This is a genomic window from Corynebacterium sp. sy039, assembly GCF_007904105.1.
Classification (GTDB): Bacteria; Actinomycetota; Actinomycetes; order Mycobacteriales; family Mycobacteriaceae; genus Corynebacterium.
Genome location: NZ_CP042325.1, coordinates 281,691 through 307,143 on the forward strand (window position 1 = coordinate 281,691; position 25,453 = coordinate 307,143).

17 protein-coding genes are annotated in these 25,453 nt (G+C 49.9%); 5 read left to right on the forward strand and 12 right to left on the reverse strand.

Annotated elements, in window-relative coordinates:
* Window positions 1-255 precede the first annotated feature (255 nt).
* Entirely contained in the window at window positions 256-5,121 is a 4,866-nt protein-coding gene (gene pks13, locus FQV43_RS01240) for a polyketide synthase Pks13 (protein ID WP_146340324.1), read from the forward strand.
* A complete protein-coding gene (locus FQV43_RS01245) occupies window positions 5,122-6,675 on the forward strand; it encodes an acyl-CoA carboxylase subunit beta (RefSeq protein WP_146338294.1) in 1,554 nt (517 codons plus the stop codon). It abuts the gene before it with no gap.
* Here the strand turns inward: FQV43_RS01245 and pepN are convergent.
* From pepN to trmB, 6 genes are all read right to left on the reverse strand, one after another.
* Window positions 6,668-9,217: an aminopeptidase N gene (pepN, locus tag FQV43_RS01250; RefSeq protein WP_146338296.1), complete on the reverse strand. Its 2,550-nt coding sequence runs from the start codon at window positions 9,215-9,217 to the stop codon at window positions 6,668-6,670. The genes FQV43_RS01245 and pepN overlap by 8 nt on opposite strands.
* Window positions 9,198-9,602 carry a DUF3054 domain-containing protein gene (locus tag FQV43_RS01255; RefSeq protein WP_246846933.1) on the reverse strand — a complete coding sequence of 135 codons (405 nt, stop codon included), beginning with the start codon at window positions 9,600-9,602 and terminating at the stop codon, window positions 9,198-9,200. Before FQV43_RS01255 ends, pepN begins: the two co-directional genes overlap by 20 nt.
* Before the next feature lie 78 nt (window positions 9,603-9,680).
* Entirely contained in the window at window positions 9,681-10,766 is a 1,086-nt protein-coding gene (locus FQV43_RS01260) for a YbhN family protein (RefSeq protein ID WP_246846934.1), read from the reverse strand.
* Window positions 10,750-13,107, reverse strand: a complete 2,358-nt coding sequence (locus FQV43_RS01265; protein ID WP_146338298.1) for an MMPL family transporter — start codon at window positions 13,105-13,107, stop codon at window positions 10,750-10,752. Before FQV43_RS01265 ends, FQV43_RS01260 begins: the two co-directional genes overlap by 17 nt.
* Window positions 13,108-13,113: 6 nt before the next feature.
* The gene (locus tag FQV43_RS01270) at window positions 13,114-13,794 is read right to left on the reverse strand and encodes an NYN domain-containing protein (protein ID WP_146338300.1); all 681 of its coding nucleotides are present in this window, start codon (window positions 13,792-13,794) and stop codon (window positions 13,114-13,116) included.
* The gene (gene trmB / locus FQV43_RS01275; RefSeq protein ID WP_146338302.1) at window positions 13,791-14,582 is read right to left on the reverse strand and encodes a tRNA (guanosine(46)-N7)-methyltransferase TrmB; all 792 of its coding nucleotides are present in this window, start codon (window positions 14,580-14,582) and stop codon (window positions 13,791-13,793) included. Before trmB ends, FQV43_RS01270 begins: the two co-directional genes overlap by 4 nt.
* Before the next feature lie 81 nt (window positions 14,583-14,663).
* Between trmB and FQV43_RS01280 the strand changes: the two genes are divergently transcribed.
* The 3 genes from FQV43_RS01280 to FQV43_RS01290 all read left to right on the forward strand — a co-directional run bounded on the left by FQV43_RS01280 (window position 14,664) and on the right by FQV43_RS01290 (window position 18,026).
* Window positions 14,664-15,824 (forward strand): hypothetical protein, encoded by a 1,161-nt coding sequence (locus FQV43_RS01280; protein WP_146338304.1) that lies wholly within the window; start codon window positions 14,664-14,666, stop codon window positions 15,822-15,824.
* Window positions 15,814-16,068, forward strand: a complete 255-nt coding sequence (locus tag FQV43_RS01285) for a hypothetical protein (RefSeq protein WP_144273787.1) — start codon at window positions 15,814-15,816, stop codon at window positions 16,066-16,068. The genes FQV43_RS01280 and FQV43_RS01285 overlap by 11 nt, the downstream gene beginning before the upstream one ends.
* Window positions 16,069-16,205: 137 nt before the next feature.
* Complete coding sequence (locus FQV43_RS01290; protein ID WP_144273788.1) at window positions 16,206-18,026, forward strand: phosphoenolpyruvate carboxykinase (GTP); 1,821 nt, start codon at window positions 16,206-16,208, stop codon at window positions 18,024-18,026.
* 85 nt (window positions 18,027-18,111) lie between these two features.
* Here FQV43_RS01290 and FQV43_RS01295 read toward each other — a convergent pair whose 3' ends face one another.
* The 6 genes from FQV43_RS01295 to FQV43_RS01320 form a co-directional block, all read right to left on the reverse strand.
* Window positions 18,112-19,236 (reverse strand): DUF3068 domain-containing protein, encoded by a 1,125-nt coding sequence (locus FQV43_RS01295; RefSeq protein ID WP_146338306.1) that lies wholly within the window; start codon window positions 19,234-19,236, stop codon window positions 18,112-18,114.
* An 80-nt stretch (window positions 19,237-19,316) separates the two neighbouring features.
* On the reverse strand, window positions 19,317-20,369 hold the full coding sequence (locus tag FQV43_RS01300; protein WP_146338308.1) for an alkylhydroperoxidase domain protein: 1,053 nt from the start codon (window positions 20,367-20,369) through the stop codon (window positions 19,317-19,319).
* Window positions 20,370-20,392: 23 nt separating this feature from the next.
* Entirely contained in the window at window positions 20,393-22,024 is a 1,632-nt protein-coding gene (locus FQV43_RS01305; RefSeq protein ID WP_146338310.1) for an ABC transporter ATP-binding protein, read from the reverse strand.
* The gene (locus FQV43_RS01310; RefSeq protein ID WP_144273792.1) at window positions 22,024-22,821 is read right to left on the reverse strand and encodes an ABC transporter permease; all 798 of its coding nucleotides are present in this window, start codon (window positions 22,819-22,821) and stop codon (window positions 22,024-22,026) included. Before FQV43_RS01310 ends, FQV43_RS01305 begins: the two co-directional genes overlap by 1 nt.
* Window positions 22,818-23,753, reverse strand: coding sequence for an ABC transporter permease (locus tag FQV43_RS01315; RefSeq protein WP_146340329.1), 936 nt, complete (start codon window positions 23,751-23,753; stop codon window positions 22,818-22,820). Before FQV43_RS01315 ends, FQV43_RS01310 begins: the two co-directional genes overlap by 4 nt.
* 5 nt (window positions 23,754-23,758) lie before the next feature.
* On the reverse strand, window positions 23,759-25,414 hold the full coding sequence (locus tag FQV43_RS01320) for a TIGR04028 family ABC transporter substrate-binding protein (protein WP_146338312.1): 1,656 nt from the start codon (window positions 25,412-25,414) through the stop codon (window positions 23,759-23,761).
* Window positions 25,415-25,453 lie beyond the last annotated feature (39 nt).

Below are 25,453 nucleotides of genomic sequence, written 5' to 3' on the forward strand. Positions count from 1 at the left end.
CATCACCAGAGCAACTAGGTTTTGTTGAGCTAAATAGATAAAATATGTGCTGCTGACTACACATTTTTTTGCGCGTGTGCGTGAAACAAAAATGAGTAAGCAGTCGATAATAGACAGATAGGTATGCTGTCCGAATAATACGGATGGCACAGAGTTTTGTAGATAATAGATTGAGGTTTATCCTGCATGGGGCAAGAGCAGCGCACTTCCGAGACAGCAGCGGCACACGTTGCTGGAACAGATACTGCGGTAGCAATGACAACACAAGAACTACAGGCGTGGTTACGTGATTGGGTTGTTGCAACCACGGGATTAGCGTCGGAAGAAGTAAATAACGACAGCCCCATGCAAGCATTTGGCTTATCCTCGCGTGATGTTGTTGTGCTCTCAGGGGAATTAGAAAACCTCTTAGGTATTTCGCTCGACCCAACCATTGCTTATGAATACCCCACAATTACTGCACTAGCACGCTTTTTAACAGTGGGACAGCAAGAAGAACCGCAGGTGGCGAGCACGCAGCATAACTACCAGCATTTTGCCGGAAACAGTAGTGACCCTGCTGACCGCGATATTGCGATCGTTGGTATGGCAGCGCGTTATCCAGGTGCAGAGGACGTCGAGGCATTCTGGGAAATGCTTATTAATGGTCAAGATGCAATTACCCAACCGCCAGCTCAGCGCTGGGCAGCCTATGCTGATGACACTGAAATGCAACGTCGCATGGCTGCGCAAAACCTCAGCGGAGGTTATTTGGCAGATATTTCTTCTTTCGACGCAGAGTTTTTTGGGCTTTCCCCATTAGAAGCAGTCAATATCGACCCGCAACAGCGCATTATGCTAGAGCTAACATGGCGTGCTCTAGAACACGCGCATATTCCACCAAGTGCCCTCCGCGGCGAATCCGTCGGTGTTTTTATTGGCTCAACCAATAATGACTACGGAATGCTCATCGCCGCAGATACAGCCGAAGCACACCCTTATGCCCTCACGGGTACCGCTTCATCTATCATCGCCAATCGCATCTCCTATGCCTTTGACTTCCGGGGACCGTCGATCAACGTCGATACTGCGTGCTCATCATCGTTGGTTTCTACACACCATGCCATCAAAGCACTACGTGGCGGGGAAGTAGACCTTGCCGTTGCTGGTGGGGTAAATATCCTGGCATCGCCTTTTGTCTCTACGGCTTTCGGCGAGCTGGGTGTATTTAGTCCAACCAGTAAAATTCATGCCTTTTCCGACGATGCTGATGGTTTTGTGCGCTCCGACGGAGCAGGTGTGGTGATCCTTAAGCGAGTGCGAGATGCGCTTGCCGACGGCGACCACATTCTGGCAGTGCTCAAAGGCTCCGCAGTCAATTCTGACGGACATTCCAATGGGCTTACGGCACCAAATCCAGACGCACAAGTAGATGTGCTGCGTCGCGCCTATGCTGATGCTGATGTAGATCCGCAGGAAATTGACTATGTGGAAGCACATGGCACTGGCACGATTCTTGGTGATCCAATAGAGGCGAATGCCATTGGCAGCGTATTAGGCACGGGGCGCAGCGTCGAGAAGCCAACATTGCTTGGATCAGTAAAAACAAATATCGGACACACAGAATCGGCAGCAGGTGTTGCTGGTCTGCTCAAGACTGTCCTGGCTATGCAGCATAATGTCCTGCCATCCTCACTGAACTATACCGAGCCTAATCGTTATGTTGATTTCGACGCTCATCACCTCGAAGTAGTAGTGGATCCTCGTGAATGGCCAGAATACTCTGGCAAAAAACTTGCGGGTGTTTCTGCATTTGGCTTTGGTGGCACAAATGCACACGTGGTGGTCAGCGAGTTTGATCATGCCGACTACGCAGCAGAATCAGCCCAAGATAGCAGCACGGATACCGCACTCTATCACGATCATCAGGTCGTATCTTTGCCGATATCTGGGTTGTTGCCTTCGCGCCGCGCTCGTGCTGCACAAGAACTAGCGACTTTCCTCGATACCTGCACTGATAGTGATCTTGTGGGCTTAGCGCGTTCCTTGGCGCGGAGGAATCATGGGCGTTCGCGCGCAGTGGTGCTTGCTGATTCTGTAGCACAAGCCCAACAGCGTTTGCGCACCATTGCTGATGGAAAAATCAGTACCGGTATGTATAGCGCAGATGCACCAAGCACTATTGGGCCAGTATTCGTGTACTCAGGTTTTGGGTCACAGCACCGTAAAATGGTCAAAGAACTCGTTGAATACGCACCGCAATTCCGTGCGCGTTTAGCGCAGCTCGATGAAATTGTTGAGTTTGAGTCCGGTTGGTCTATTCTCGACATCGTCGCCGACGACGAACAAACCTACAACACAGAAACTGCCCAGGTAGCAATTACCGCAATCCAAATTGCCCTGACTGACTATCTTGGGCAACTAGGGGTGAAACCAGCAGCTGTCATGGGAATGTCAATGGGCGAGATTGCCGCTGCCTACGCAGCTGGTGGTCTTAATGCTCACGACGCAATGCGCATTGCTTGCCACCGAGCTCGTCTCATGGGTGAGGGAGAACAATCACTTCCTGAAGATCAGCTTGGCGCAATGGCAGTGGTAGAGCTATCTGCCGAAGATCTAGATTCCTATGCCGATATTGAGCCAGCGGTCTATGCCGCACCAGGAATGACTACAGTGGGCGGACCACGCGCCGCGGTGGTGGCGCTGGTAGAAGCACTAGAAGCAGAAGGAAAATTTGCGCGCCTGCTTAATGTAAAAGGCGCTGGTCATACCAGTGCTGTAGAACCGCTGCTTGGGGAACTTGCTGCAGAGATCGCTGATATTACCCCTCAGCCTGTGCACACTACTCTCTTTAGCTCCGTCGATCGCGGGGTAGTCTATGCGCCAGGTGCTACTGTGCACACCAGTGATTATTGGCTCAAGTGTACTCGGGAAGCTGTGTGGTTCCAGGATGCTACCGAACAAGCCTTTGGGGCAGGGCATACCACTCTGATAGAAATTTCACCGCACCCTGTTGCTTTGATGGGAATGATGAGCACTGCGTTTAGCGTCGGAAAGCCAGATGCGCAGTTATTGTATGTGCTCAAGCGTAAAGAATCAGTAGCGCAATCCTTGCATGATGTACTGGCCAAACTTTATGTTGCAGGTCAGCCAGTAGATTATGCGGCATTGTATGGTAGAGGAGACATGGTTTCTGCGCCATATATGTCATGGAAGAAAAACCACTATTGGACTGCTGCTCGTCCACGTTCGGGTGGGGACAGTGCCTTCCCAGGTAAGAAAATCGTGTTGCCTGATGGGACGAAAATTTTTGCTACCCATGCAGATCAGGTGCCAACGAGTGCTCAATTGCTCCAAGCAGTGAGTCAAGAAATTGCCCCAGGGGCTCGGCTGATTGCAGAAAAAGACTATGCGGCACTGCCAAGCTCAGGGGAATTGACCACTGTTGCTAGTCAGAATATCGCAGGGTGGAGTATCAAAATCTATCATGTGCTTGCCGACGACACGACCACACTACTGAGCGAAGGTTTTTGTCTAAACGCCACTGCCGATATTGTGGCTGAGCACGCCCCACGTCCTGTGCTCAATAATCAGGAACCTACAGAAAAGCCAGCAGAACACCATGCTGAGTCAGAGCAGAATTTTGTGTGGGACCGGGCAAGTGGACAAAGCATTGAAGAAAGAATGCGCATTATCGTATCCGAGGCTATGGGATATGACGTAGAGGACCTGCCAGGAAAATTGCCACTTATTGATCTTGGTCTTGATTCTCTCATGGGAATGCGCATTAAGAACCGCATTGAACATGACTTTGCCATTCCGGAATTGAATGTGCAGGCATTAAGAGATGCCTCAGTAGCAGACGCAGTGGCATTAGTGGAAACAATGGTGGCAGCAAAAGAATCAGCGCAGCCGGAGTCTGGGCAACAACTGCAACAACACAGCCCTGCGCAGGAGCATACTCAGCAAGTAGACTCTGCTGCGCCAGCACCTGCCCCACACGCTACCGGCGTAGGTACCGGAGTAGGTGTTGCCCCACGAGATGCTTCTGAGCGATTAGTTTTTGCTACCTGGGCAGGAATAACAGGAGCCGCTGCTGCTGGCGTGACTAGTCCATTGCCTGACATTACCCAAGAAATAGCTGAAGACATTGCACAGCGTCTGACCCAACGCAGTGGTGCTGATATTAGTCCAGCTCATGTGTTGGAGGCGCGTACGTTAGAGCCTTTGGCTAACCGAGTGCGTGAGGCTTTAGAAACTGAGGTGGAAGGCAACATTCGCGTGTTGCGCCCTCGCCAAGAAGGCTCTACAGCACCTGCATTGTTTATGTTCCACCCGGCTGGTGGCTCGTCGGTAGTATATCAGCCGCTTATGCGACGGTTACCAGTGGAAATACCTGTGTATGGCGTCGAGAGGCTCGAAGGGTCTTTAGAGGAACGTGCTGCGGCATATCTCGATGAGATCAAAGAATACAGCCAAGGTTATCCTGTGGTTCTTGGCGGTTGGAGTTTTGGTGGTGCCCTAGCTTATGAGGTAGCGCATCAGCTCCGCGATAGTGATGTGGAGATTATCACCATTGCTCTTTTGGATACTGTGTCGCCAAAGAATCCAATCCCCGACACACCAGAAGAAACCAAGCGACGCTGGGAACGCTATAGTGCCTTTGCCAAGAAAACCTATGGTCTTGAGATACCAGTTCCTTATGAGCTGCTCGAAACTCAAGGTGAAGATGCCCTTCTGGCTATGATGGCTGAGTTTCTTGCTACTACCGACGCCTCTGAGCACGGATTATCTGCAGGGGTGCTAGAGCATCAGCGAGCATCCTTCGTAGACAATCGGATTTTAGATCGCATGGATATGAACAAGTGGGCTGACGTGCACATTCCAGTTATGCTGTTTAGGGCAGAGAGAATGCACGATGGGGCTATTGAACTTGAACCAGCATATGCAGAAATTGCCGAAGACGGCGGTTGGCGGAGTATCGTAAAAGATTTGGAGATTATTCATCTCAAAGGCGATCACTTGGCTGTGGTGGATGAACCAGAAATTGCAAAAGTTGGACGAGCATTGAGTGAACGCATTGCCACACTACAGGGGCAGCAAGCAGAAAATGCGCATACAGAGACAAAAGGTGAGTTATAGGTGAGTCTTACTACCACGGCGGAAAAACTGGCAGATTTACGTGCGCGCCTAGCACAAGCACAAGATCCTGGCAGTGAAAGAGCACGTGCTAAACGCGATGCAGCTGGGCGTACCAGTCCACGCCAACGTATTAACAGATTGTTGGATCCAGGTTCCTTTGTGGAAATCGGTGCTCTAGGACGCACCCCTGATGAACCTGACGCGCCATACTCTGATGGTGTGGTCACCGGTTATGGGCGTATCGACGGTCGACCAGTGGCAGTATATGCACACGACAAGACCGTATATGGTGGCTCAGTGGGTGTTACCTTCGGTAAAAAAGTCTGCGAAGTTATGGATATGGCCATCAAAATTGGGTGCCCGGTTATTGGCATTCAAGATTCTGGTGGGGCACGTATCCAAGACGCAGTGACCTCATTAGCCATGTATTCCGAAATTGCTCGACGCCAACTTCCATTATCTGGTCGCAGCCCACAAATATCTATCATGATGGGTAAATCTGCTGGTGGTGCAGTATATGCGCCAGTGACTACAGATTTTGTTATCGCCGTCGACGGCGAAGCAGAAATGTATGTGACCGGTCCTGCGGTCATTAAAGAAGTAACAGGTGAAGAAATCACCTCAGCACAACTTGGTGGGGCGCGTCAGCAAGAACTCAACGGCAATGTTTCCTACGTAGCCAGTGATGAAAAAGACGCCTTTAACTATGTGCATGACCTACTCGAACGACTCCCACTGACCTGCAATGACCCCGCACCAGTATTTGTCGCCCCAACAGACAGTGAAGTAGCACATACATCAGCGCTCGATGTGTTCATGCCAGATGACACAAACGCTGGCTATGATATGCATGATTTACTTACCCAGCTTTTCGACGATGACGACATCCAAGAAATACAACCTAATTTTGCCCCTAATCTGATTACCGCCTTTGCTCGCGTCGATGGGCGTAGCGTAGGAGTATTAGCGAATCAACCACTAGAGTTTGCCGGGTGCATTGATGCGGATGCCGCGGATAAAGGGGCACGCTTTATCCGCATTTGCGACGCCTACAATATCCCATTGATCTTTATCGTAGATACTCCAGGTTATCTTCCAGGCGTACAGCAAGAAGAAGTTGGTCTTATTCACCGTGGGGCAAAGTTGGCATTCGCGTTGGTGGAGGCCACTGTGCCGAAGGTATCTCTGATTGTGCGCAAAGCCTATGGTGGTGCCTATGCTGTCATGGGTTCCAAAAACCTCACCGGTGATATCAACCTTGCTTGGCCAACGGCACAAATTGCAGTTATGGGTGCCGCTGCTGCAGTGGTCATGATCCAAGGCAAACAACTAGCAGCTATTGAAGATCCTGCGCAGCGCGCCTACATGAAAAAAGTGTTCATGGACTTCTATGACGAGAACATGACTAGCCCTTATGTTGCTGCTGAGCGCGGGTACCTTGACGCAATTATTGAGCCGAGTGCAACACGGCTGGTTTTGCGTCAAGCATTGCGACAGCTAGCTGATAAGAGCGAACTGACCACTGAGAAAAAACACACCATTGCGCCTATGTAGTCTCTGGTTGAGTACGTTGCTGACAATGCAACTGCCGACGCACCTGATCATCACACTCCGCGAGTATTCTACCGAGCGCACTAGGCACCTTTGCAGTGGCAAGATAGTTGCGGTAGAGTTCCCGAGCCCGAGGAATATGAGGATATAGTCCTCGGATGATGAGATTAGCAATCTCAATGGGGTGCTCTTGCCAGACAGTACTGAGCTGAGCAAAAAACTCATCTGCATAAGACTCTGGCATAGGCACCTGGTGCGGAGCATTAAACGCACGCAGCAAGGCTTTGATCTGATCATTCGACCATGCGCCAGGTTGACCAACCATATGCACAATTTTTTCCTTCATCGCCCACTCAGGCGCACAGTGCTGCGCCTCTAAAAACGCAAGCTCAGTATCAAGCGTTGTGTCTTGCGCACGATGTGCTTCAAGCTCCTGGTCACGTAGCGCGTCGATTGCCGCTAAAGCCTTAAGTAAAGACCACTCCACATCATGGGTAATCTCTAACCCAGGGACCTCACCACCAAGTAGGGCACGCAATCGTGGTGCGGCACGATCAGCCGTGAGCGCACTGAGCGCAAGAATAAGCCCACGGGCATACACCAGCTGCTGATCGCTTGCTGGAGGTGCGCTGTGCACTAAATCCCATAGTGTGTCACTCCAACTCTCTAGAACAGACAGTTGTTGCGTGGGGGAGGTATAGTAGCGAGCTGCATGAAAAGCATGCTGCACAATATGGGTGAGCACGCTGGTATTACTTTCGCCATAGCTATGTGCTGCAGCAATATCCACAAATTCGCGTGTACTCAGCTCGCCGTCGCGAGTGAGATTCCATAGAGCTGTCCAAATAACAGCACGGCTTAATTCAGAATCAATACTGCTCAGGGCAGATTTAATGCTCGCTAAGGAACGCTGATCAAAACTGATTTTGGCATAGGTGTGGTCATCATCATTGACCACAATGAGGTCGGGAGCTGCCATGCCATGTACAGGAACGGGTGTGGCAGGGGCGTCGAGAAGCACATCATGGGTGCTCGTGCGAATGAGCTGCGTGCCAGAAAAATGATAAAACCCAACATTGACGCGGTGCGGGCGAATGGGAGTATCCGGCAAAAAGGAGCGCTGGTGGATGGTGAGGTCAGCAATGTGCTCGCCAGAGAGTTGGAGTTCGGGACGCAATTCATCCGGTCCGCTGGTACGCAACCATCGTGTTGCCCAATCCTGGAGGTCATGTTCGGTGTATTGCGAAAGTACCGTGAGGAAATCGTCGAATGTGGCGCTGGAAAAAGCATACGAGCGGAAATAATCCCTGGCTGCGGCATAGAAATTCTCTTTGCCCACAAAGTGCACTAATTGTTTGAGCACGGCAGCGCCCTTGGCATATGTAATACCGTCGAAGTTTTGCCGCGCAGCATCAACATCAGGAATATCTGCTTTAATGGGGTGCGTCGTAGGCAATTGATCTTGCACATATGCCCAATTCTTGCGATTACCTGCAAAAATTGCCCATGCCTGTGTGAATGTAGTGGCAGCGACACTAGCGTCAGCACCCATATATTCAGCAAAGGACTCTTTGAGCCAAAGGTCATCCCACCAGCGAGGAGTGACCAAATCACCAAACCACATATGGCTCATCTCGTGCAAAATAGTGTTTGCGCGTGCCGCGTGCTGACTCTGGGTCGGACGAGAACGGAAAATATAGGACTCGGTAAAAGTGACCAAGCCTGGGTTTTCCATCGCGCCAAGGTTATATTCAGGCACGAAGATACTGTCATACTTGCCCCACGGGTAGGCAAAACCAAAGTTTTCGTGGAAAAAACTCAACCCCTGTGCGGTGATTTCACTGATTTCTGCGTCGGCGTAGCGTGCCATTGACGCACGAGTCCACACACCAATCTCTACTTCCTGCCCCTGTGGACTCGTCCACGTATCAGCAAAGGCACAAACATAAGGGCCGGCAGCAAAAGCAACAAGATAGCTTGATAGTGCTGGGGTAGGGGCAAAAGTATATGTGGTTGTTGTGTCCTGCTCGTGCTTATCGACGGATTGCGCTACGGATTTTTGATTAGATAATCCCACCCAACCTGCTGGAACGGTAAGAGAAGTATGGAATATGGTTTTCAGATCAGGTTGGTCAAAGCAGGGGAAGATACGTCGTGCGTCGGAAGGCTCAGAATGAGAATACACATAGGTGGTGTTGTCATGTGGGTCGTGGAACCGATGTAATCCCTGACCAGTGCGCGAATACTGGGAATGTGCCCAAATATCGAGTTGGATCATGTGGCGAGCTGGTACTCTAAGCCGTATCTTTGCGTCTGCGAACTCAAAGGCACACTCGGTGCCGGATAATGTTACGCGATCGACCTGCTGGCCAAGATAATCCAGCTCAATGTCGCCAGTAGTGCTGGTGAGGGTGAGCGTGGTGTGTACAGGGAAAGTATCTGCTTGTGGTGCTTGGCTCAGGTCGAGGTGAACCGCTTGGCTGTGGAGGGTAATCTCAGCACTGCGCTTGCGTGCTGTATCTAGGCTAACGTTTGATGAAGCCATAGATTACTCTCCAACCAATAATGAACAAACCAGAAAAGAACGAGGCTACAAGTACAAAAGACCAGTGTGGAATGGCGTTGTCATTGATCAATGACCAGATGAATAGTCCGCCGATAACAGTAGCTAGCCATACTTGAATACCAAAGCGCACACTAGATGAGTGTGGTGCTTTTGCTCGTGATTCTGGCGAGGCGAGACGGCGTATCTGGTTAGCCCACGCAAGTGAGGTACCCATAGCGAAGGTAAAAAAGGTAAAGAGGATTTCTAATACATTCAAGCCACCGTGTGCGATTCTTGCCAGAATTGCAAAAACTGCGATTGCTGCATAGTCGAAATGGAAGTAGGGCATGACATATGCTTCTAGCCCTTGCTTATCAGAATTCATGAGGCAAGCCTTTCTTATACAATTTTCTACTTTGCTATAAAAACTAGCTCTTAGTTTAGCGCTTTTAAGTGGCAGAATTTAATTTTTTTCGCTCGCAAGTGCGCCTACTTGCACTCCACTGCCTCGAATAGCGGAATAAGCGTAGAGAAGCCAGCCAATGGCAGTGATAATCACAAATGACAAAATCCGATACGCAAAGACTGCGCCAAAAGCATCAGCAACGGTCATGCCGGTAGCCACCAGAGCACTGGTCATTGAGGCTTCAACTGGACCCAGCCCAGCAGGGGTAACTTGGGCAGTACCGGCGATTTTAGAGGTCACAAAGGCGAGGGTGACTCCAAGAATCGTGGTGTTATTTTCGATATGGATGACACCTGGTAGCACATCAGTCACTGCTCCCACGCACAACCATAACGCAAGAATATCAAGCACCCAATTGGTCAAAGACAGTAGGGAAATCCAACTAAACTTCCAGAAAGACAAGCGCACATTCCCAAGCTGATCGACGTGTTCTTCTAGCTTTTCGACGCCATCCAATACTGGGCGGCGTCGAAGGCGATTCCAAAAGCGCAATACCTTGACCGCTATCTTCTTAGTGTGCTGAGGATGATTGGTAGCAGCATAGACTACCAGAGCAAGGGCACTCATGAATAGGGCGGAACATACCAGCGGTGTGAGCGAAAAGCTGGCATTGAGGAAGAAAATCGCAATCAGGCCAAGGGCAATGAGCCACATCGTCGACAGTGCTCCTGACACAATAATGAACCAGGAACTAATGAGCACGCTGACCTGCCATTTACGCATGGTATGGAATTGATACACCGTAGAGATAGCAGCGCCCCCGGGGAAAGTCGACGACCAGGAGTTTGATACGAGAGTCAGATGTAAAGTATGGCGCAAAGGGATATGACTGCCGCCTGCTTTAAGGAGTAATCGCATAACCTCTGCCATAGCCACAATGGAGATAAAGATGGAAAGGAATGCGACAATGAGCAGGAGTGGATTGGCGTGCACCACATTGTCATAGCCCTGGGCAAGGAAAGGCATTTTATCGCGAAGCAAAAAAGCAACAAAACACAAGATGACAAGTGGGCTGAGAAACCTCACCCACTTGTTGTGCATAAAACGCCCAATGGCGCCGGGAGTCTTATTGTTTTTCTTCACGGATTCTTTGGATCAACTCAGAGAAGGGAACAAGTTCATTATTATCAGTTGCTGCCCGCCCACTACGACTTGCAGTGTTATGGACTGGCTGCACAGCGTCAATACTAAGCTCAGTATCCTCACTTGGCGTAGGCGGAGCTGGTGGCGTAGGGCTTGGCGTAGGCGGCGTTGGCGGAGGAGCAACAGGCACTGTTGCTGTTTTGGGCACCGCAATGCCACCGCGATTACCATGCCCAATCTTCGCGCTGAGTTTTTTGACAAACTGTGGTGCCCACCAGTTATCAGTGCGCAGTAGATGCATCACTGCTGGAACAAGGAGCATACGAATCACAGTGGCGTCGAAAAGCAAGGCAAAGATCATGCCAAAAGCAATGTATTTCATCATGACGATTTCTGAGAAGCCGAAAGCGCCACACACCACAATCATGATCAGTGCCGCAGCGGTAATAATGCCGCCGGTATGGGCGGTTCCCGCTATGATGGAGCGGTCTGTGGTATTGCCCTTGGTGCGTGCCTCTACCATGCGAGAAACGAGAAAAACCTCATAGTCGGTGGAAAGCCCATACACAATGGCAATGATGAGCATGAGCACTGGACTCATCAATGGTCCAGCGGTGAAGTTAAAGATACCGGAGCCAATACCATGCACAAACATCAGGGTGAGCAGACCAAGTGTGGAACCAAGCCCGAGTACGGTCATAATGATGGCTTTAAGCGGCAGCACCATAGAACCAAATACCAAAGACATCAGGAGGAAAGTGGCCAGAATAATATAGAGCGCCATAAAAGGAGCGCGATCAACAAGCGCTTCGATAGATTCCACGCCAAGAGCGGGTGTGCCGCCGATGAGTAGCTCCACTCCTGCAGGTGCTTCAATCGCACGCAGCTGCTCAATAACGTGCTCATTGTCGTCTCTATCTGTAATGCCGGCAGATAGTACTGTCACTCCGTTAACAGTTGCAGAATAACTAAAACGGCTCGTTAAGCCCTCGATTTTATTCGCTTGAGCGTATATCGGAATGAGCTGATCATTCGAGGCATTTTTGACGATAAGTTTTACTGGATCAGTTCGGAAATTAGGGAACTGTTCATCAAATTTTTGCTGGGCGACGCGCACCTGATGATCTGGCGGCAAGTAGGTTTCATTCAGTCCACCAAACTTAATTCCGGTCAGTGGAACTGCCAAGGCAATAAGACCAGTAACGATAACAACAGTAACTACTTTGGCGTGTTTAATTGCCCACTGTGGAATTTTATACCACCACGTATCTTCAATACGCTTACCTACTCGTGAGGTTTTCCGAATGGTGAAAGCATCAATTTTGGTGCCAAGAACACCGAAAAGAGCTGGCAGAACCGTAATGGATAGTAGTGCTGCCAAGGCAACTGCGCTAATTGCGCCATAAGCAACTGATTTGAGGAATGCTTGTGGAAAAATCAAGAGTGCCGATAGGGCGACTGCAACCATGGCTGCAGAAAAAGCCACTGTTTGTCCAGCGGTAGCCGTCGTAGTGCGTACTGCGGTTTCTACGTCGTTGCCTTTATCTAGTTCTTCGCGGAAACGAGACACCATGAACAGGCCGTAGTCGATGGCTAGACCAAGACCTAGGAGCGTGATAACAGATTGCGCAAACACGTTGACCTGTGTGGATTGTGCTAAAAGTGCTAGTACCCCCATAGAACCTAAGATGGACAAACCACCAACAATAAGGGGCATGAATGCGGCAATGACAGAGCCAAAAACAATGAGCAGGAGCACACCGACCAATGGCAGCGCATAGAGTTCAGCACGACGAATATCTCGAGTCATGCCCTCATCGAGTGCGTCTGCAACTGCAGTTGCCCCTGCAACACTGACAGATACTCCTGGAAAGTGAGGTGCCAGCTGTGACTCAATCGCACGGAAATCCTTGAGGGTTTGTTCGTCATCGCCTTTGAGCGCAATGGCAGCAAAAGCAGTGGTGCCATCGGCAGAGACAAGCGACTTATTGCGTGGGCGCTTTTGATCGAAATAGCTATTGATACTGGCAATGCGATCAGGATTATTGCGTTGTAGCTCGCTTAAGTAAGTAGATATAGCCTCAAATTGTGCAGAAGAACTAATGCCTGAGGGATCGTCGAAGAGCATGATGACATCACCAGAGCTATCTCTACCGAATGTTTCTTCCTCGATAGCAGCAGCTTGTGTGGAAGCCGAATGCGGATCTTCCCAGCCTTCTTGGCTCATGCGATCATTGAGTTTTGTGCCGCATAGCGCAAAGAGCACCAAGATAAGCAAGGTGACCACGATGGGGATGATACGACGATGGCGATAGGAAAAGCCACCCCAGAGAGAAAACATATACCACTAATCCTGTTTGTTAGAAATAAGTGCAGAAAGAGGACGGAATGGTTGTAACCAAGCACCTTCATCAGGAAGGCTATCAAGATTGACTCGTGGCAAAGGTTCACGAAAAGCGCCAGGGATGTCTTCTAAATCGACGAACGTGAGCCGTTCATCATTGACAGCCCACGGACAGAGTTCGTGGAATCCGAGGATAGTTACGGATACTGATTGCTCTAGTAGCTGCTCGATAACCTCACCAAAGTTCTGCCCATCAGCACTGGCAATGACCACCCCACGCAATGCGCTTTGATTATTGGAGTTGTCGCTAGAGCGGGCAAGGTGATCCCTAATATGGGCAACCATGTCTGGATCCACATCAGTTTCTTCTGTGCGCTTGGGTTTGGCAAAGACTGCGAAACCAACATTGCGTAGTGCCTCTACCCAAGGGCGCACTACTTCAGCTCCTCCAGGGGTGACATTAACAAAGATACTGCCTTGCGCCTCTACACGAGTACCACAGCGATGACTCAACGTGCCTGCTTGTGCCAGTAGCCAACGACCAATAGCGTCAAAGCGCGGGCGATGTGCTGCGGCAGGACGCCCACCAACGATTTCACCAAGTCCCATATCTAGGTTTGGAGCATCCCATACAAAGAGCAGCGTATCGCGTGTATCTTGGTGCTGCTGTGAGTGTTCGCTCATACTCGCCTCCATAAAAACTCGGTAATAACGTGATCTTTGTCTAGACCTTTGCCCTCAAACTTGGTAATGACTTGGCGATCAACCAGTTGGGGGCACTGCGGCCAAGGAAAGCCCATATACTCTAATGATGGCTCCACATCGACTAATTCGCTAATCCACTCGGCATAATCGGCATGGTCAGTCGCTACGTGCAATACCCCACCAGGTCTTAGCCTAGTCGCAATGAGATTCAGTACGCCAGACTGAATGATACGGCGTTTATGATGGCGCGCTTTAGGCCAAGGATCAGGGAAGAAGATACGCACTCCGTCGAGAGAATTTGGCTCTATCATACGCGTGAGCACTTCGACACCATCACCGCGTATCATACGGATATTATCAATCTCATTTCGTACAACTGCGCCTAGTAACTTGGCCAGACCCGGTTTGTATAGTTCTACCGCAATGATATTGGTATCTGCTTCAAGGGGCGCCATTGCTGCGGTAGACGTGCCGGTGCCAGAGCCGATTTCGACGATGGTCTTTGCGTTTTCTCGCCCAAACCACTCAGCGATATCAATTTTTTCATCACTGAGCACTGTGCCTAGGCGAGGCCAATGTTGTTCCCATAGTGCCTCTTGATTTTCCGTCAAGGTGCCGCGTCGAAAGCTGACGGTGCCAAGCCTAGGATAATCAAGGTCATTATCAAAAACTGTATTGAAATCAGTTTGTGGTGGTCTACCTGAACCACGCTGAGTAGTAGAGCTGTGATCGTGACCATTGTGGGAGTTTGGAGCAATATCAGACATCTCAACTATTGTGCCTGTTTACGAGAATTAGAGCAATATGCTAGATTCTTTCTAGCTAAAATCTTCTAGGGGGCGGGGTATATGGCTGATGTTTTTAGGCAAGTTTTGCGCTGGTTAGATGAGCAGCCTATTGGTTGTCCGCTGGCTGGGGAGTTGGGGCGTATTATCGAAGAGCTCACTGGAAAAATCCGTTTTACAGTGTGTTTTGTGGGTGCTGATTCTTTATGTGTTGGCTCTCGTGATGCAGAAGCTACCGGTTATTGTTATGTGCGTAGTGCTTGGCCGGTGTTGTCACAGCGCGTAGAAATAGTCATTGCTATTTATGATGAGGAACACATTATTTATGCGCAGCATCGGGCACGGATGCGCGCTGGTCCTAGTTATTTTCATGTGGTGTCTCGGCAGGAGTTTGAGCACGAGGAGTTGGCACATATTGCGGCTCAGATACCGCAGGAAGAGATCACGCGGGTGCGTCGTAGAATGCTGCATGGTGAGTTAGCTGCATTGGCGCGGAAATATCCCGATCGTTTTCCAGTTGCCTTATCGGCAGTGTTATCTGAGTTGTCGGCGGAATCTTTGGCGATGCCTGCTGCACGCGTGGCGGTATTAGGTCCAGATGAGCGCCAAAGCCGGAGTGTTGCCGATCAGCTTGGCCACCAATGGACGCTGGTGAATATCGCCCGTGGCGCAGATCTTGCCATTGTCGTCGCGCCGCAGGGTGGGTGGCTACCGGATCACGTTTCATTACTGGATCATGCTTTTCGACGCACCGGCAGGCTAATAAGCACTGCTCCTCTTCCTTATGGCTGTCATATTCCGGCAGTGATTGTGTCCCAATGTGATATGTACCAGTGGGATCAACTTATTCATAAGCAGTTGGCGCATGAAATCTTCTTAGCGAATCATCAGTGGGAACGTGGTTCTGGAGCGCATCTGGTGCAACAAAAACGGATAAATAAAATAAGGCGGCACTTAAGAGAGCTGGATTATAAGCAGCTAAAAGCCCGTGCTCGTCAGCATGGTTTGGCGCTTGCGCGTATTGAAATTTTTGCTTGGTGTGAGATTGTATTGCTGAGCATTATGATGTGTTGTGGTTTGGCGAGGTTGGGACTGCCGTGGCATATCAGTGGGGTGTGTTGTGTGGTGGTTACGAGTATGCGTGTTTATGGGGCTTGGCGGTTAGCAAAGAAAACATGGATGCGTTCTGTTGTAGAGAAAATAGGGGAGCGGTATGTTGTTTGATGAGTTATTACCTGGAACATATCCCGGTGAGACGGGGATGGTCATTTTGCATGATGATGATTTGGATGGTGTTGCTGATCGGATGACGGCAATGGAATATACAGGCAACTATGAAGTTTATGTGTCACCCGGACATCTCTATCATCAGGGGGACTCTTTAACGGAAGTTACCCCCAAAAGTAGTGATTTTGGGAAAGGAAATAAAGGACATTTTAGTGATTGGATCTGTATTGAGCGGGGGTGAACTGCAGGTAAACACTTTATTTATCGTGATTCATCGTGCCTGCTGTGTCGCATTTCTATTTTCAGTGCGATAAAGCGCTAGTGTGGAAGTTACGAACTGCTTATATTTAGATACAGATAACAATGTCAGGAGAATTGATGTCATCTGTAGCCATTAAAGGGTTAGAAGGGCACCCCCCCACTGAAAATGAAGCGCTTTTGCGCTGGATTGCGGAAAATGTTGAACTTTTCCAACCAGAAAAAGTTGTTTTTGCCGACGGAACACAGCAAGAGTGGGATCAACTAACCACTGAATTAGTTGAGGCTGGAACTTTAATTCGCCTCAATGAGCAAAAACGCCCCAATAGTTTTTTGGCGCGTTCTGAGCCACATGATGTTGCTCGCGTCGAATCACGCACTTTCATTTGCTCCGAGTCTGAAGAAGATGCAGGTCCTACTAATAACTGGGTGCATCCAGAGGCTATGAAGCAAGAAATGACTGAGCATTATCGCGGTGCTATGCGTGGTCGTACCATGTATGTGGTGCCATTTTGTATGGGACCATTGGATGCTGAGGATCCCAAAATCGGTGTGCAATTAACTGATTCTGCGTATGTTGTGCTTTCTATGCGCATTATGACTCGCATGGGACAAAAAGCCCTTGATCGCCTAGGTAATGGTGATTTTGTCCGTTGTCTTCATTCAGTAGGCGCGCCACTGGCTCCAGGGGAACAGGATGTCGCGTGGCCATGTAATGACACCAAATACATCACCCATTTTCCTGATACCAAAGAAATCTGGTCTTTTGGTTCTGGTTATGGCGGTAATGCCATTTTGGCAAAGAAGTGTTTTGCCTTGCGCATTGCATCGGTGATGGCTAAAGAAGAGGGCTGGATGGCAGAGCATATGCTCATCTTGAAGCTCACCTCACCAGAAAACAAGGTGTACCACATTGCTGCAGCATTCCCTTCTGCTTGTGGTAAAACAAATCTCGCTATGATTCAGCCAACAATTCCTGGTTGGAAGGCTGAAGTAATTGGTGATGATATTTCTTGGATCCGCTTTGGTAAAGATGGACACCTCTACGCATTTAACCCAGAAAATGGTTTCTTCGGTGTGGCTCCTGGAACAAACTACAAGTCTAACCCTATGGCTATGCAGTCAATGGAACCAGGTAATACCTTGTTCACTAACGTCGCGCTTACCGACGACGGCGACGTGTGGTGGGAAGACCTTGAGGGAGATCCGCAGCACCTTATCGACTGGCAGGGCAATGATTGGACTCCAGATTCAGGTCGTCCAGCTGCACACCCTAACTCACGTTATGCAGTACCTATTGAGCAATGCCCTATTACCGCCCCAGAGTTTAACGATCCGCAGGGTGTAAAACTCGATGCTATTCTCTTTGGCGGGCGTCGCCCAGACACTGTGCCGTTGGTGACTCAAACCTTTAGCTGGAATCATGGAACACTGGTGGGCGCATTGCTTTCTTCCGGGCAAACTGCAGCTGCAGAGGGCAAAGTGGGCGCTTTGCGTCACGACCCAATGGCGATGTTGCCTTTTATTGGCTATAACGCTGGTGACTACCTCCAACATTGGGTCACTATGGGAGAAAAAGGCGGAGCGAAAATGCCTGCGATTTTCCTCGTAAATTGGTTCCGTCGTGGAGATGATAAACGTTTCCTCTGGCCAGGGTTTGGGGAGAACTCTCGTGTCTTGAAGTGGATCGTCGATCGCCTTGAAGGGCGAGTGGCAGCACAAGAGACTATTGCTGGATACACTGCTCGGGTAGAAGATCTAGACCTAGAAGGTTTAGACACCCCACTCGCAGATGTCGAAGAAGCGCTTAGTGCTCCGGTATCAGCATGGGAACAAGAGCTAGAAGATAATGAAAAATATCTCGAGTTCCTTGGTCCAAAGGTACCGCAGGAGATTCATGCAGAGTTTGCTGCGCTCAAAGAGCGTATCGCTCAGGCATAGTCCACTCTCATTCTCATATAAGCACTGAATAATTACGCAACACTCACTGAATAATTACTACGTAATTATTCAGTGAGTGTTGCGCTTAACTCTTTCTGTATAACCGCCATAGTCCATAGCCCAAGAGGATAAAGCCAAGAATACGTGCGCTAAATGTTAATACTTTGAGCACTTCTAGCTTATGGAGTGTGGGGTTAGCTTGTTGCCATGCACGATCTTTGGTTTGTTGATCCCAGGATAACGTCGTACGCAGCAAAGTACGGTAATTATCATGTCCGACATGGGCTGTCATGTTGGCTTCTTCTTGATTGCGGGCAAGGAAGAGAAAAATATCTTCTTTTTGATCGACAATGGTGCCGCTTTGTGGTTCTACCCAGAGGGTTCTGGTGGCACTGTAGAAGGGGTCGAGTACCACAGCGCCAGTTGGTGCAGCCTCATCAGAGTTGGGATAGAAGAAAGAAGCGTCCGCGCTTACCTGTGATTGGTAAATATCAGCGAGTTCTTCTTTATTGAGATCTGTGTGGGCGGCATTATCTGGACGGTCGTCGGAAATATCTTCTGGTTGGCGCATAGACCGCGCTAAGGATTGTCGAATGTTAGTAGCGGGTATTTTTTGCGTAAACACGTAAAGCCCATCGCTACTGTCGACGTAGTCGAGTGGGATTGTATCCTGGGCAAAGATATCGAAAAAGTCATAGGAGCGGCGCTCTGGCTCAAAGGGATAGAAGTATTGCACACCATCTCTGGCAAAAGTATCGGTATCAATGTGGATATTAAAATCAGGGGCAGTTAATTGCAGCTGCGAAACTTTATCTGCGACGGGGTAAGTAGAGCGCCGAGTAAGGCGGAGGGAATCGTCGAGAGTGAAGATGGTATGCCGGTTATCTGTCCGAGTGAGTTTTTCTTGCACAGATACTGCGGTTTCTTTTTTGTCGTCAGTTTTATGTGTCTCCAGGACACGCGTGAGCTGCGACTGCGTTTCGATGACATAACAATCGCGTTGTGCAGCCTGAGCACAAGGCGCCTTGGGGTCATACACCTGCGTATAAGCAGGAGTAGTGCTGACAGTAAAACGAGTATCGAGGGGAATGAGCCTAGACTTGCTAATGATTAATTGCGGTACTACAGCAGCAAGAAGAAAAAGAATAGCTGATAACCCCAGTGCGAGTCGAGGAATATGCCAAGCCAAGCTACGACGCGAGGCACCCATAGTAAAGCCCTTCCTGCTGCGGTAGCAACCCTGTAGTAACCAGTAACCTAACGAACCAATAATTCAAGCTCTACAAGATACTAGCGCAATTTTTGCGGTACCTGTTCTTCACCCAAACTCAACATAAGCCTATTAGCCCAGTTAAAGAAAGCAGCTGAGTTGATAAGATCCACTATTGCAGCGGTATCACACCCAACAGTGCGCAAGAGCTCTACATGAGAATCATCAAAGTTCAGCACAGTTATTGCGCGAGCTGCCTCAGATAAAGCATTCCATCGTGGATCGCTAAGATCAGCATGAGCATCAGCCAGGAGTGCATCGATTCGAGCGGTATGCTCAGGTGCTTCGTCGAGAGTGCGCGCAGCATGAACAGAAGTGCAGTAGACGCACCCATTGAGTCTTGAGGTCACTGTTGCTGCTAATTCTCGTTCGGCGCGAGTAAGCCCGCCGTCGACGTTGTAGAAAATATCTAAATCGGTCAGAGTACGTGCCTGGAGGGCAGCGGGATCTCTGGCAAGAAGTCGGAAATAAGGTTGATGGATACGCTCTGGCTTAATCAAACTTTCCCGTTGCTCGTTAGTCATCTCGTGGGCGGCAAGTGGGGTGATCCACGGTTTCCAACCCAGAGTATGCCGAACAAAGGTTGCAGCTACGCTGGGTAATTCGGGTTCTAGTGGTGCAAATTTTTTATTGTTCTCATGCCCGCCGAGTATGCGTAGCCCATGAATGAGCCGTAGTTGATAGGCAAGGAAGGCAATGAGCTGCGCTAAGCTGACAAGTTCATCTTTGCTAAAGTGCTGCTCTAATTCTTGTAACTGTTGCTGCGTAGCCAATGCCGGGGCAGTGATGAGCTGCTGGGCAAAATTGCGGGCATGGGCAATGCGGGGGCTGGGTTCTTCTTCGGCACTGAGGTCGGCATAGAACTCACGAGCAGTTGCCACTGGATTAAGCTGAGCCACATAGGCTGCTATGTGGTAGCGCTCAGCCAGAGTGAAGGAGGACTCAGTTTCTAGGAGGGCGTGAAAACTGAGCTGGGTATTGTGCACAGCATCAGGGCGTTGCCGCCTGATTGCTGCTAGTTCGGCTGAACTTTGGGCGAGCAGATCAATAATATCTGGTTGATTATCGGTCATGGTGTGTTCTTTCTGCGGTGTGGTTAGAGTCCTAAATTGTAGAAACCTTCGCGGAGTTTCGCGCCAGGAATAGCATGAATGAGCTTATGCGTTAGTTCATGCTGGGGATTGTGGAATACCTCGTAGGTGCTGCCATATTCTACTTGTTTGCCGTGGCTCATTACGGACACTGTATCGGAAATTTGCTGGACGACGGATAAATCATGCGAAATGAAAATATAGGTCAGTTGCAATTCTTTTTGCAGCCTGCTCAGCAATTGCAAAATTTGTGCCTGAACACTTACATCCAATGCAGATACTGCTTCATCAAAGACGATCACTTCTGGTTCGGCAATGAGTGCCCTGGCAATTGCCACGCGTTGGCGTTGTCCACCGGATAGTTCTGCTGGTCGTCGGGTAGCAAGGGCTGGGTCGAGGGAAACTAATTCAAGATATTTTTTGACCTTATCTACCGTGGTTCCTGACTTGTCGGTGATGGTATTGTCAAGTCTAAAATTGCGCAGTGGTTGGCGTAGTGTCGCACCAATGCTCAAGCGGGGATCGAGCGAGGAATAAGGATTTTGATACACCAACTGAATGCGTTTGTGTATCGACCGAGCTCGCTTAGTGATTTCGGTGTCGCCTAGGAGAACACGCCCGGAGCTAGGTGCGTCGAGAGCGGCGATGATTCTACCCGTGGTGGTTTTTCCTGAGCCGGATTCGCCCACGATGGCATGAGTGGTGCCGGCATAAACTGGAAAGCTCACCTCGGAAACTGCATGGTGTCCTGAAAATTTACGGCTGAGCTTTTCGACGCGCACCACAGGCGTTTCTTGCGCTGCTTTTTCTAGCGAGAACTGCTTGTGGTAGGCGGTGTCGATGTTGAGGGAGGGGGCGTCGGCAAGCAATTGTTTGGTGTAGTGGTCTGTGGGTGAGGACAGAATCTGTGCTGAGTGACCTGCTTCTTTTACTAAACCGTGGTGCATGACGACCAGATCATCAGCGCGATCGCCTGCAACTGCAAGATCGTGGGTAATCAGTAGTACACCCAGTCCAAGTTCGGTGCGCATGGAGTCGATCAGATCCAAAATGACTTTTTGCACTGTGACATCAAGTGCTGAGGTGGGCTCGTCGGCGATAATGAACTCTGGTTCTAAGGCCAGGGCAGTGGCGATCAAGCAGCGTTGTTTCATGCCGCCTGATAGTTCATGGGGGTATTGGTGATAGCGGCGTTGGGGATCATCAATGCCGACTTTTGCTAATAGCTCAAGCACAATGTTTTTGCGCTGCGTCGTGGAGTAGGAGTGATGAATACGTAATCCTTCTGCCACGCTGTCGCCAATTTTTTTGAGTGGATTAAGCGAGTTATGTGGGTCTTGTGGGACAAGAGCAATGCGTTTGCCACGAATACTGCGCCATTGTTTTTCGCTCAAGGTGCTCAGTTCGGTATCGCCTAGGCGGATGCTGCCGGAGGTGATATCGGCATTATCGGCGAGTAAGCCCATGATGGCGTTGGCGGTTGTGGATTTTCCAGAGCCGGATTCACCCACAATGGCTGTGATTCTTCCGGGGAGCACTGTAAAGGAAACGTCTTGTACTGCCTGGATAACACCATTTTTGGTGGTGTAGGTGACTGCGAGGTCTTTGACTTCTAGTGCTGTATGTGTCGTGCTCATTAGTTACGCTCCTTTGCAACTAAATTACTGAGGTAGTTAGCTGCTACCACAACAGAAATAATGACCACACCAGGTAGTACGGTAAGCCACCATGAGGTTGCGAGATAATCTCGCGCGTCGGAGATAATCAATCCCCATTCTGGTGTTGGTGGTGGTGCGCCATAGCCGAGGAATCCCAGCACTGAAAGCTGTAGGATAGCTGAGCCAAATTGCACAGCAGCTAGGGCGAGGACTGGGGAAAGTGAATTAGGCAGAATATGGCGGATAATCACCTGTGCTTTGGTTGCGCCTGAACCATAAGCAGCCTCGACGAACTCCCGCTGCGCTACGCTGAGCACCTGAGAACGTGCTAGACGAGCAAAGGCGGCAACGCTGGTCAATCCCACTGCAATAGCGGCATTGATAGTGCCATAACCCAACAACACAATAATTGATAGTGATAACAGCAGTGATGGAATGGCGAGCAACACATCGATTGCTCGCATGAGTAGCGTGTCGACGAACTTTCCGCCAACACCGGCAATCAGACCGATAAAAGTACCAAAAGTTGCGCCTACTAATACAGCGATAAGACCACCTAGTAGAGATTGTCGAGTGCCATATACAACGCGGGTGTAGAGGTCGCGTCCAATGGAGTCGGTGCCAAACCAATGTTCTAGGCTGGGGGAAAGCAGTGGCTCAAACTCTCCAGATAAGGGATTGCCGTGGGCGAATATCCCAGGAAATAGAGCTGCGATAATCGCAATGAGTACGATAATTTGACTCACTAATGCCCAGGGGTGTGTGAGCTTTTTCATGGGCGAGCCTTTCTACGCAAACGTGGATCAATGAGTGGATAGCTCAGATCAACAATGAGGTTGATGAGGATATAGGTGCTGGCGCTGATGAGCACAATTGCTAGTAGTACGGGCATATCGCGGTGGGAAACTGCAGAAAGAGTAAGCTGCCCGATACCAGTTCTGCCAAAGACAGCTTCGGTAACGACTGCGCCGCCGACGAGTTCCCCAAATAGTACGCCTGCCATAGTGGATACTGGCAGTAGAGCATTACGCAGTACGTCGCGGAAGAAGATCCATGTGGTACTTGCTCCTCGTGCTTTGGACACTGTGATAAAAGGTTGTTCGTTAATGTCGTCGATGGTGCGAATGAGCACTTGTGCCAGTGGTGCTGCAATGGGGATTGAGAGGGTGATGACCGGAAAAATCAATGCCTGAATGGGGTTAGCGTTGATTACTGGGATAAGGGCGAGTCGGAAAGAAAGCAGCTGAATCAAAATGATGCCGATCCAGAAGCTGGGGACGGAAATCATCAGTGGTGGCAAGCCGCGGAAAAATCCACGCAGGGTGCTGGAAATGTTTGCTAGGGTCGCAATGCCGAGGGCAAGGATAAGAGCGAGCAGGAAAGCGCAGACCGCGAGGGCAAGGGTAGAGGGTAATGCGGTTGCTAGCAAACTTGAGACGGAGGTTCCCGTTTGGATTGAATAGCCGAAGTTGCCGGTGAGATAACCACCCAGTGCCAGGATATATTGCTGAATGAGGGGCTTATCTGCGCCATATTCGCTTCTGATTTCTGCTATTTCTTTTTCGCTTAGTCCTAAGTCTGGGCTGGCGTAGCGCGCCAGAATGGCGTCGGAAGGCAGTGCTTGGAGGAGGACAAAAGCCACAGTATAGGTGATGAGCAACACGACGATAGCTTGGGCTATGCGTGCCAGAATTTTCTTGCCAGTTATTCCAATCATTGTGCTAGCTCCTTGTGGTCGATCCATGTTTCATAGAAAACGGGGCGCCCAATGGCATCTTGATGAAAACCTTTAACATAGTTGTGCAGTCCATATACTTGTGGTTCCTCAAAGAGAGGGAGCACATAGGCTTTGTCGTAGAGCAGTTGTTGGACTTTGGCTGATGCCGCGGCACGGTCTTGTTCTTTGGGGCTAGAGGCGACTTGGTTGAGTAATTCTTCGAGTTCAGGGTCGCCAAGGCTATCTGTTTTTTCGTCGTAGTTGAGTAATTGATTGCGGTTGGTGGAGTAATACTGTGATTTGATGACGTCGTAATCTGCCCGACCGACCATTGTGTGTCTGATTTGCACTTTGGTGATGTCTTTAGAGTCTGCATCTTGGACGGCAATATCGCCGGGGAGTAGGTGAATCTCAATGCCAATTTTGGCCAGTTGTTCTTGCACTTTGGTGATTACTTCCCTGGATCGTGGTTGGGGGAGGGCTTCGTTGACGGTGAAAGATAGGCGTTGTCCGTCTTTTACTCTGATTCCATCTGGTCCTGGTACCCAGCCAGCTTCGTCGAGTAAGGAGCGTGCTTTGTTAGGGTCGTAGATGTAGTCTGCTTGGCGTGCATATCCCAGTCCGTGTGAGTCCATTGCGCTGGTGGCTAGTGCGTATCGTGGGGAAAAGAGTGTGCGCAGAATTTCTTTGCGGTCAATGCCGGCAAAAATTGCTTGACGTACGCGAATATCTTGCAGGAATGGGTGCCTAAACCGTAGTGCTAGTTGGTTGCTCATGCCACCTGTGGAGTGAGCCTGCACGGTTAGTCCTGCTTGGGTGAGGTGCTTTTCGACGGGGGCTTCAATTTGTCTAGCGATATCTGCTTGTCCGGCAAGGAGCCCGCCTATGCGTACTGAGTCTTCTGCTGCTAGCACATAGCGAATGCCGTCGATTTGCGCTCTGCCTTGGTGTTTTAGTACAGGTGGTGCCCAGTTGTAGTCTTTGCGGGTGCTCAGCATGAGTGAGGTGTCTAGTTTTTCTTCGGTAATGCTAAATGGTCCTGAGCCGATGATGCTGGTGGCTTGTCCTGGGGCAAATCCTTCGGTGGTTTTGTCGAGAGTGGCGTCGGAGAGCAAACCGGCATTAAAGGAGCTGGTGGCTTGGGCGAAACCAGGTGCGGGTGCGCTGAAATGAAAGCGTACTGTGTGGTCGTCGATGACTTCACCGCGTTCGTAGTTATTGATTTGTTCTGAGGCGGTGAGTTTTCTGGCTTTGTCGCCACGCGCGTAGAGGTCGAAGTTTTTCACCACATTTTCTGGGGTGAGTTTTGTGCCGTCGGAATAGGTGACGTCTGTGCGGATGTGGAAAGTGTACTGTGTGGCGTCGGCATTGACTTCGGGGAGTTCTGTGGCAATCCAGGGTGATAGTTCCAGGGTGTCTGGGTCTTGATAGAGCAGTCGGTCGGTGATCTGATTGATGATTCCGCCGTTGGGGTAGTAACCAGCTGAAGGTGGGTAGAGCGTCTTGAAGGTATTGGGTTCTAAGTAGGTCAGGATATTATTGTGTGCTTGGCTCAGGTTCGCACTTTGGGTGCAGGCGCTGAGGGTGCTCATGCTGATGATGGTGGCACCGATGATGCCGATGAGTTTGCTAAGGGTTGTTAGTCTGTTCATGGTGTGTGAATTTACCACAAAAATAGACAGACCTGTATT

What these genes read in the sequence shown, in the direction of transcription:
- trmB (WP_146338302.1), bottom strand. Translation starts at nt 14,582, where the DNA reads ATGTCTGATATTGCTCCAAACTCCCACAATGGTCACGATCACAGCTCT.
- FQV43_RS01255 (WP_246846933.1), bottom strand. Translation starts at nt 9,602, where the DNA reads ATGAATTCTGATAAGCAAGGGCTAGAAGCATATGTCATGCCCTACTTC.
- FQV43_RS01280 (WP_146338304.1), top strand. Translation starts at nt 14,664, where the DNA reads ATGGCTGATGTTTTTAGGCAAGTTTTGCGCTGGTTAGATGAGCAGCCT.
- FQV43_RS01300 (WP_146338308.1), bottom strand. Translation starts at nt 20,369, where the DNA reads ATGACCGATAATCAACCAGATATTATTGATCTGCTCGCCCAAAGTTCA.
- FQV43_RS01305 (WP_146338310.1), bottom strand. Translation starts at nt 22,024, where the DNA reads ATGAGCACGACACATACAGCACTAGAAGTCAAAGACCTCGCAGTCACC.
- pepN (WP_146338296.1), bottom strand. Translation starts at nt 9,217, where the DNA reads ATGGCTTCATCAAACGTTAGCCTAGATACAGCACGCAAGCGCAGTGCT.
- FQV43_RS01320 (WP_146338312.1), bottom strand. Translation starts at nt 25,414, where the DNA reads ATGAACAGACTAACAACCCTTAGCAAACTCATCGGCATCATCGGTGCC.
- FQV43_RS01265 (WP_146338298.1), bottom strand. Translation starts at nt 13,107, where the DNA reads ATGTTTTCTCTCTGGGGTGGCTTTTCCTATCGCCATCGTCGTATCATC.
- FQV43_RS01285 (WP_144273787.1), top strand. Translation starts at nt 15,814, where the DNA reads ATGTTGTTTGATGAGTTATTACCTGGAACATATCCCGGTGAGACGGGG.
- FQV43_RS01310 (WP_144273792.1), bottom strand. Translation starts at nt 22,821, where the DNA reads ATGAAAAAGCTCACACACCCCTGGGCATTAGTGAGTCAAATTATCGTA.
- FQV43_RS01270 (WP_146338300.1), bottom strand. Translation starts at nt 13,794, where the DNA reads ATGAGCGAACACTCACAGCAGCACCAAGATACACGCGATACGCTGCTC.
- FQV43_RS01290 (WP_144273788.1), top strand. Translation starts at nt 16,206, where the DNA reads ATGTCATCTGTAGCCATTAAAGGGTTAGAAGGGCACCCCCCCACTGAA.
- FQV43_RS01295 (WP_146338306.1), bottom strand. Translation starts at nt 19,236, where the DNA reads ATGGGTGCCTCGCGTCGTAGCTTGGCTTGGCATATTCCTCGACTCGCA.
- pks13 (WP_146340324.1), top strand. Translation starts at nt 256, where the DNA reads ATGACAACACAAGAACTACAGGCGTGGTTACGTGATTGGGTTGTTGCA.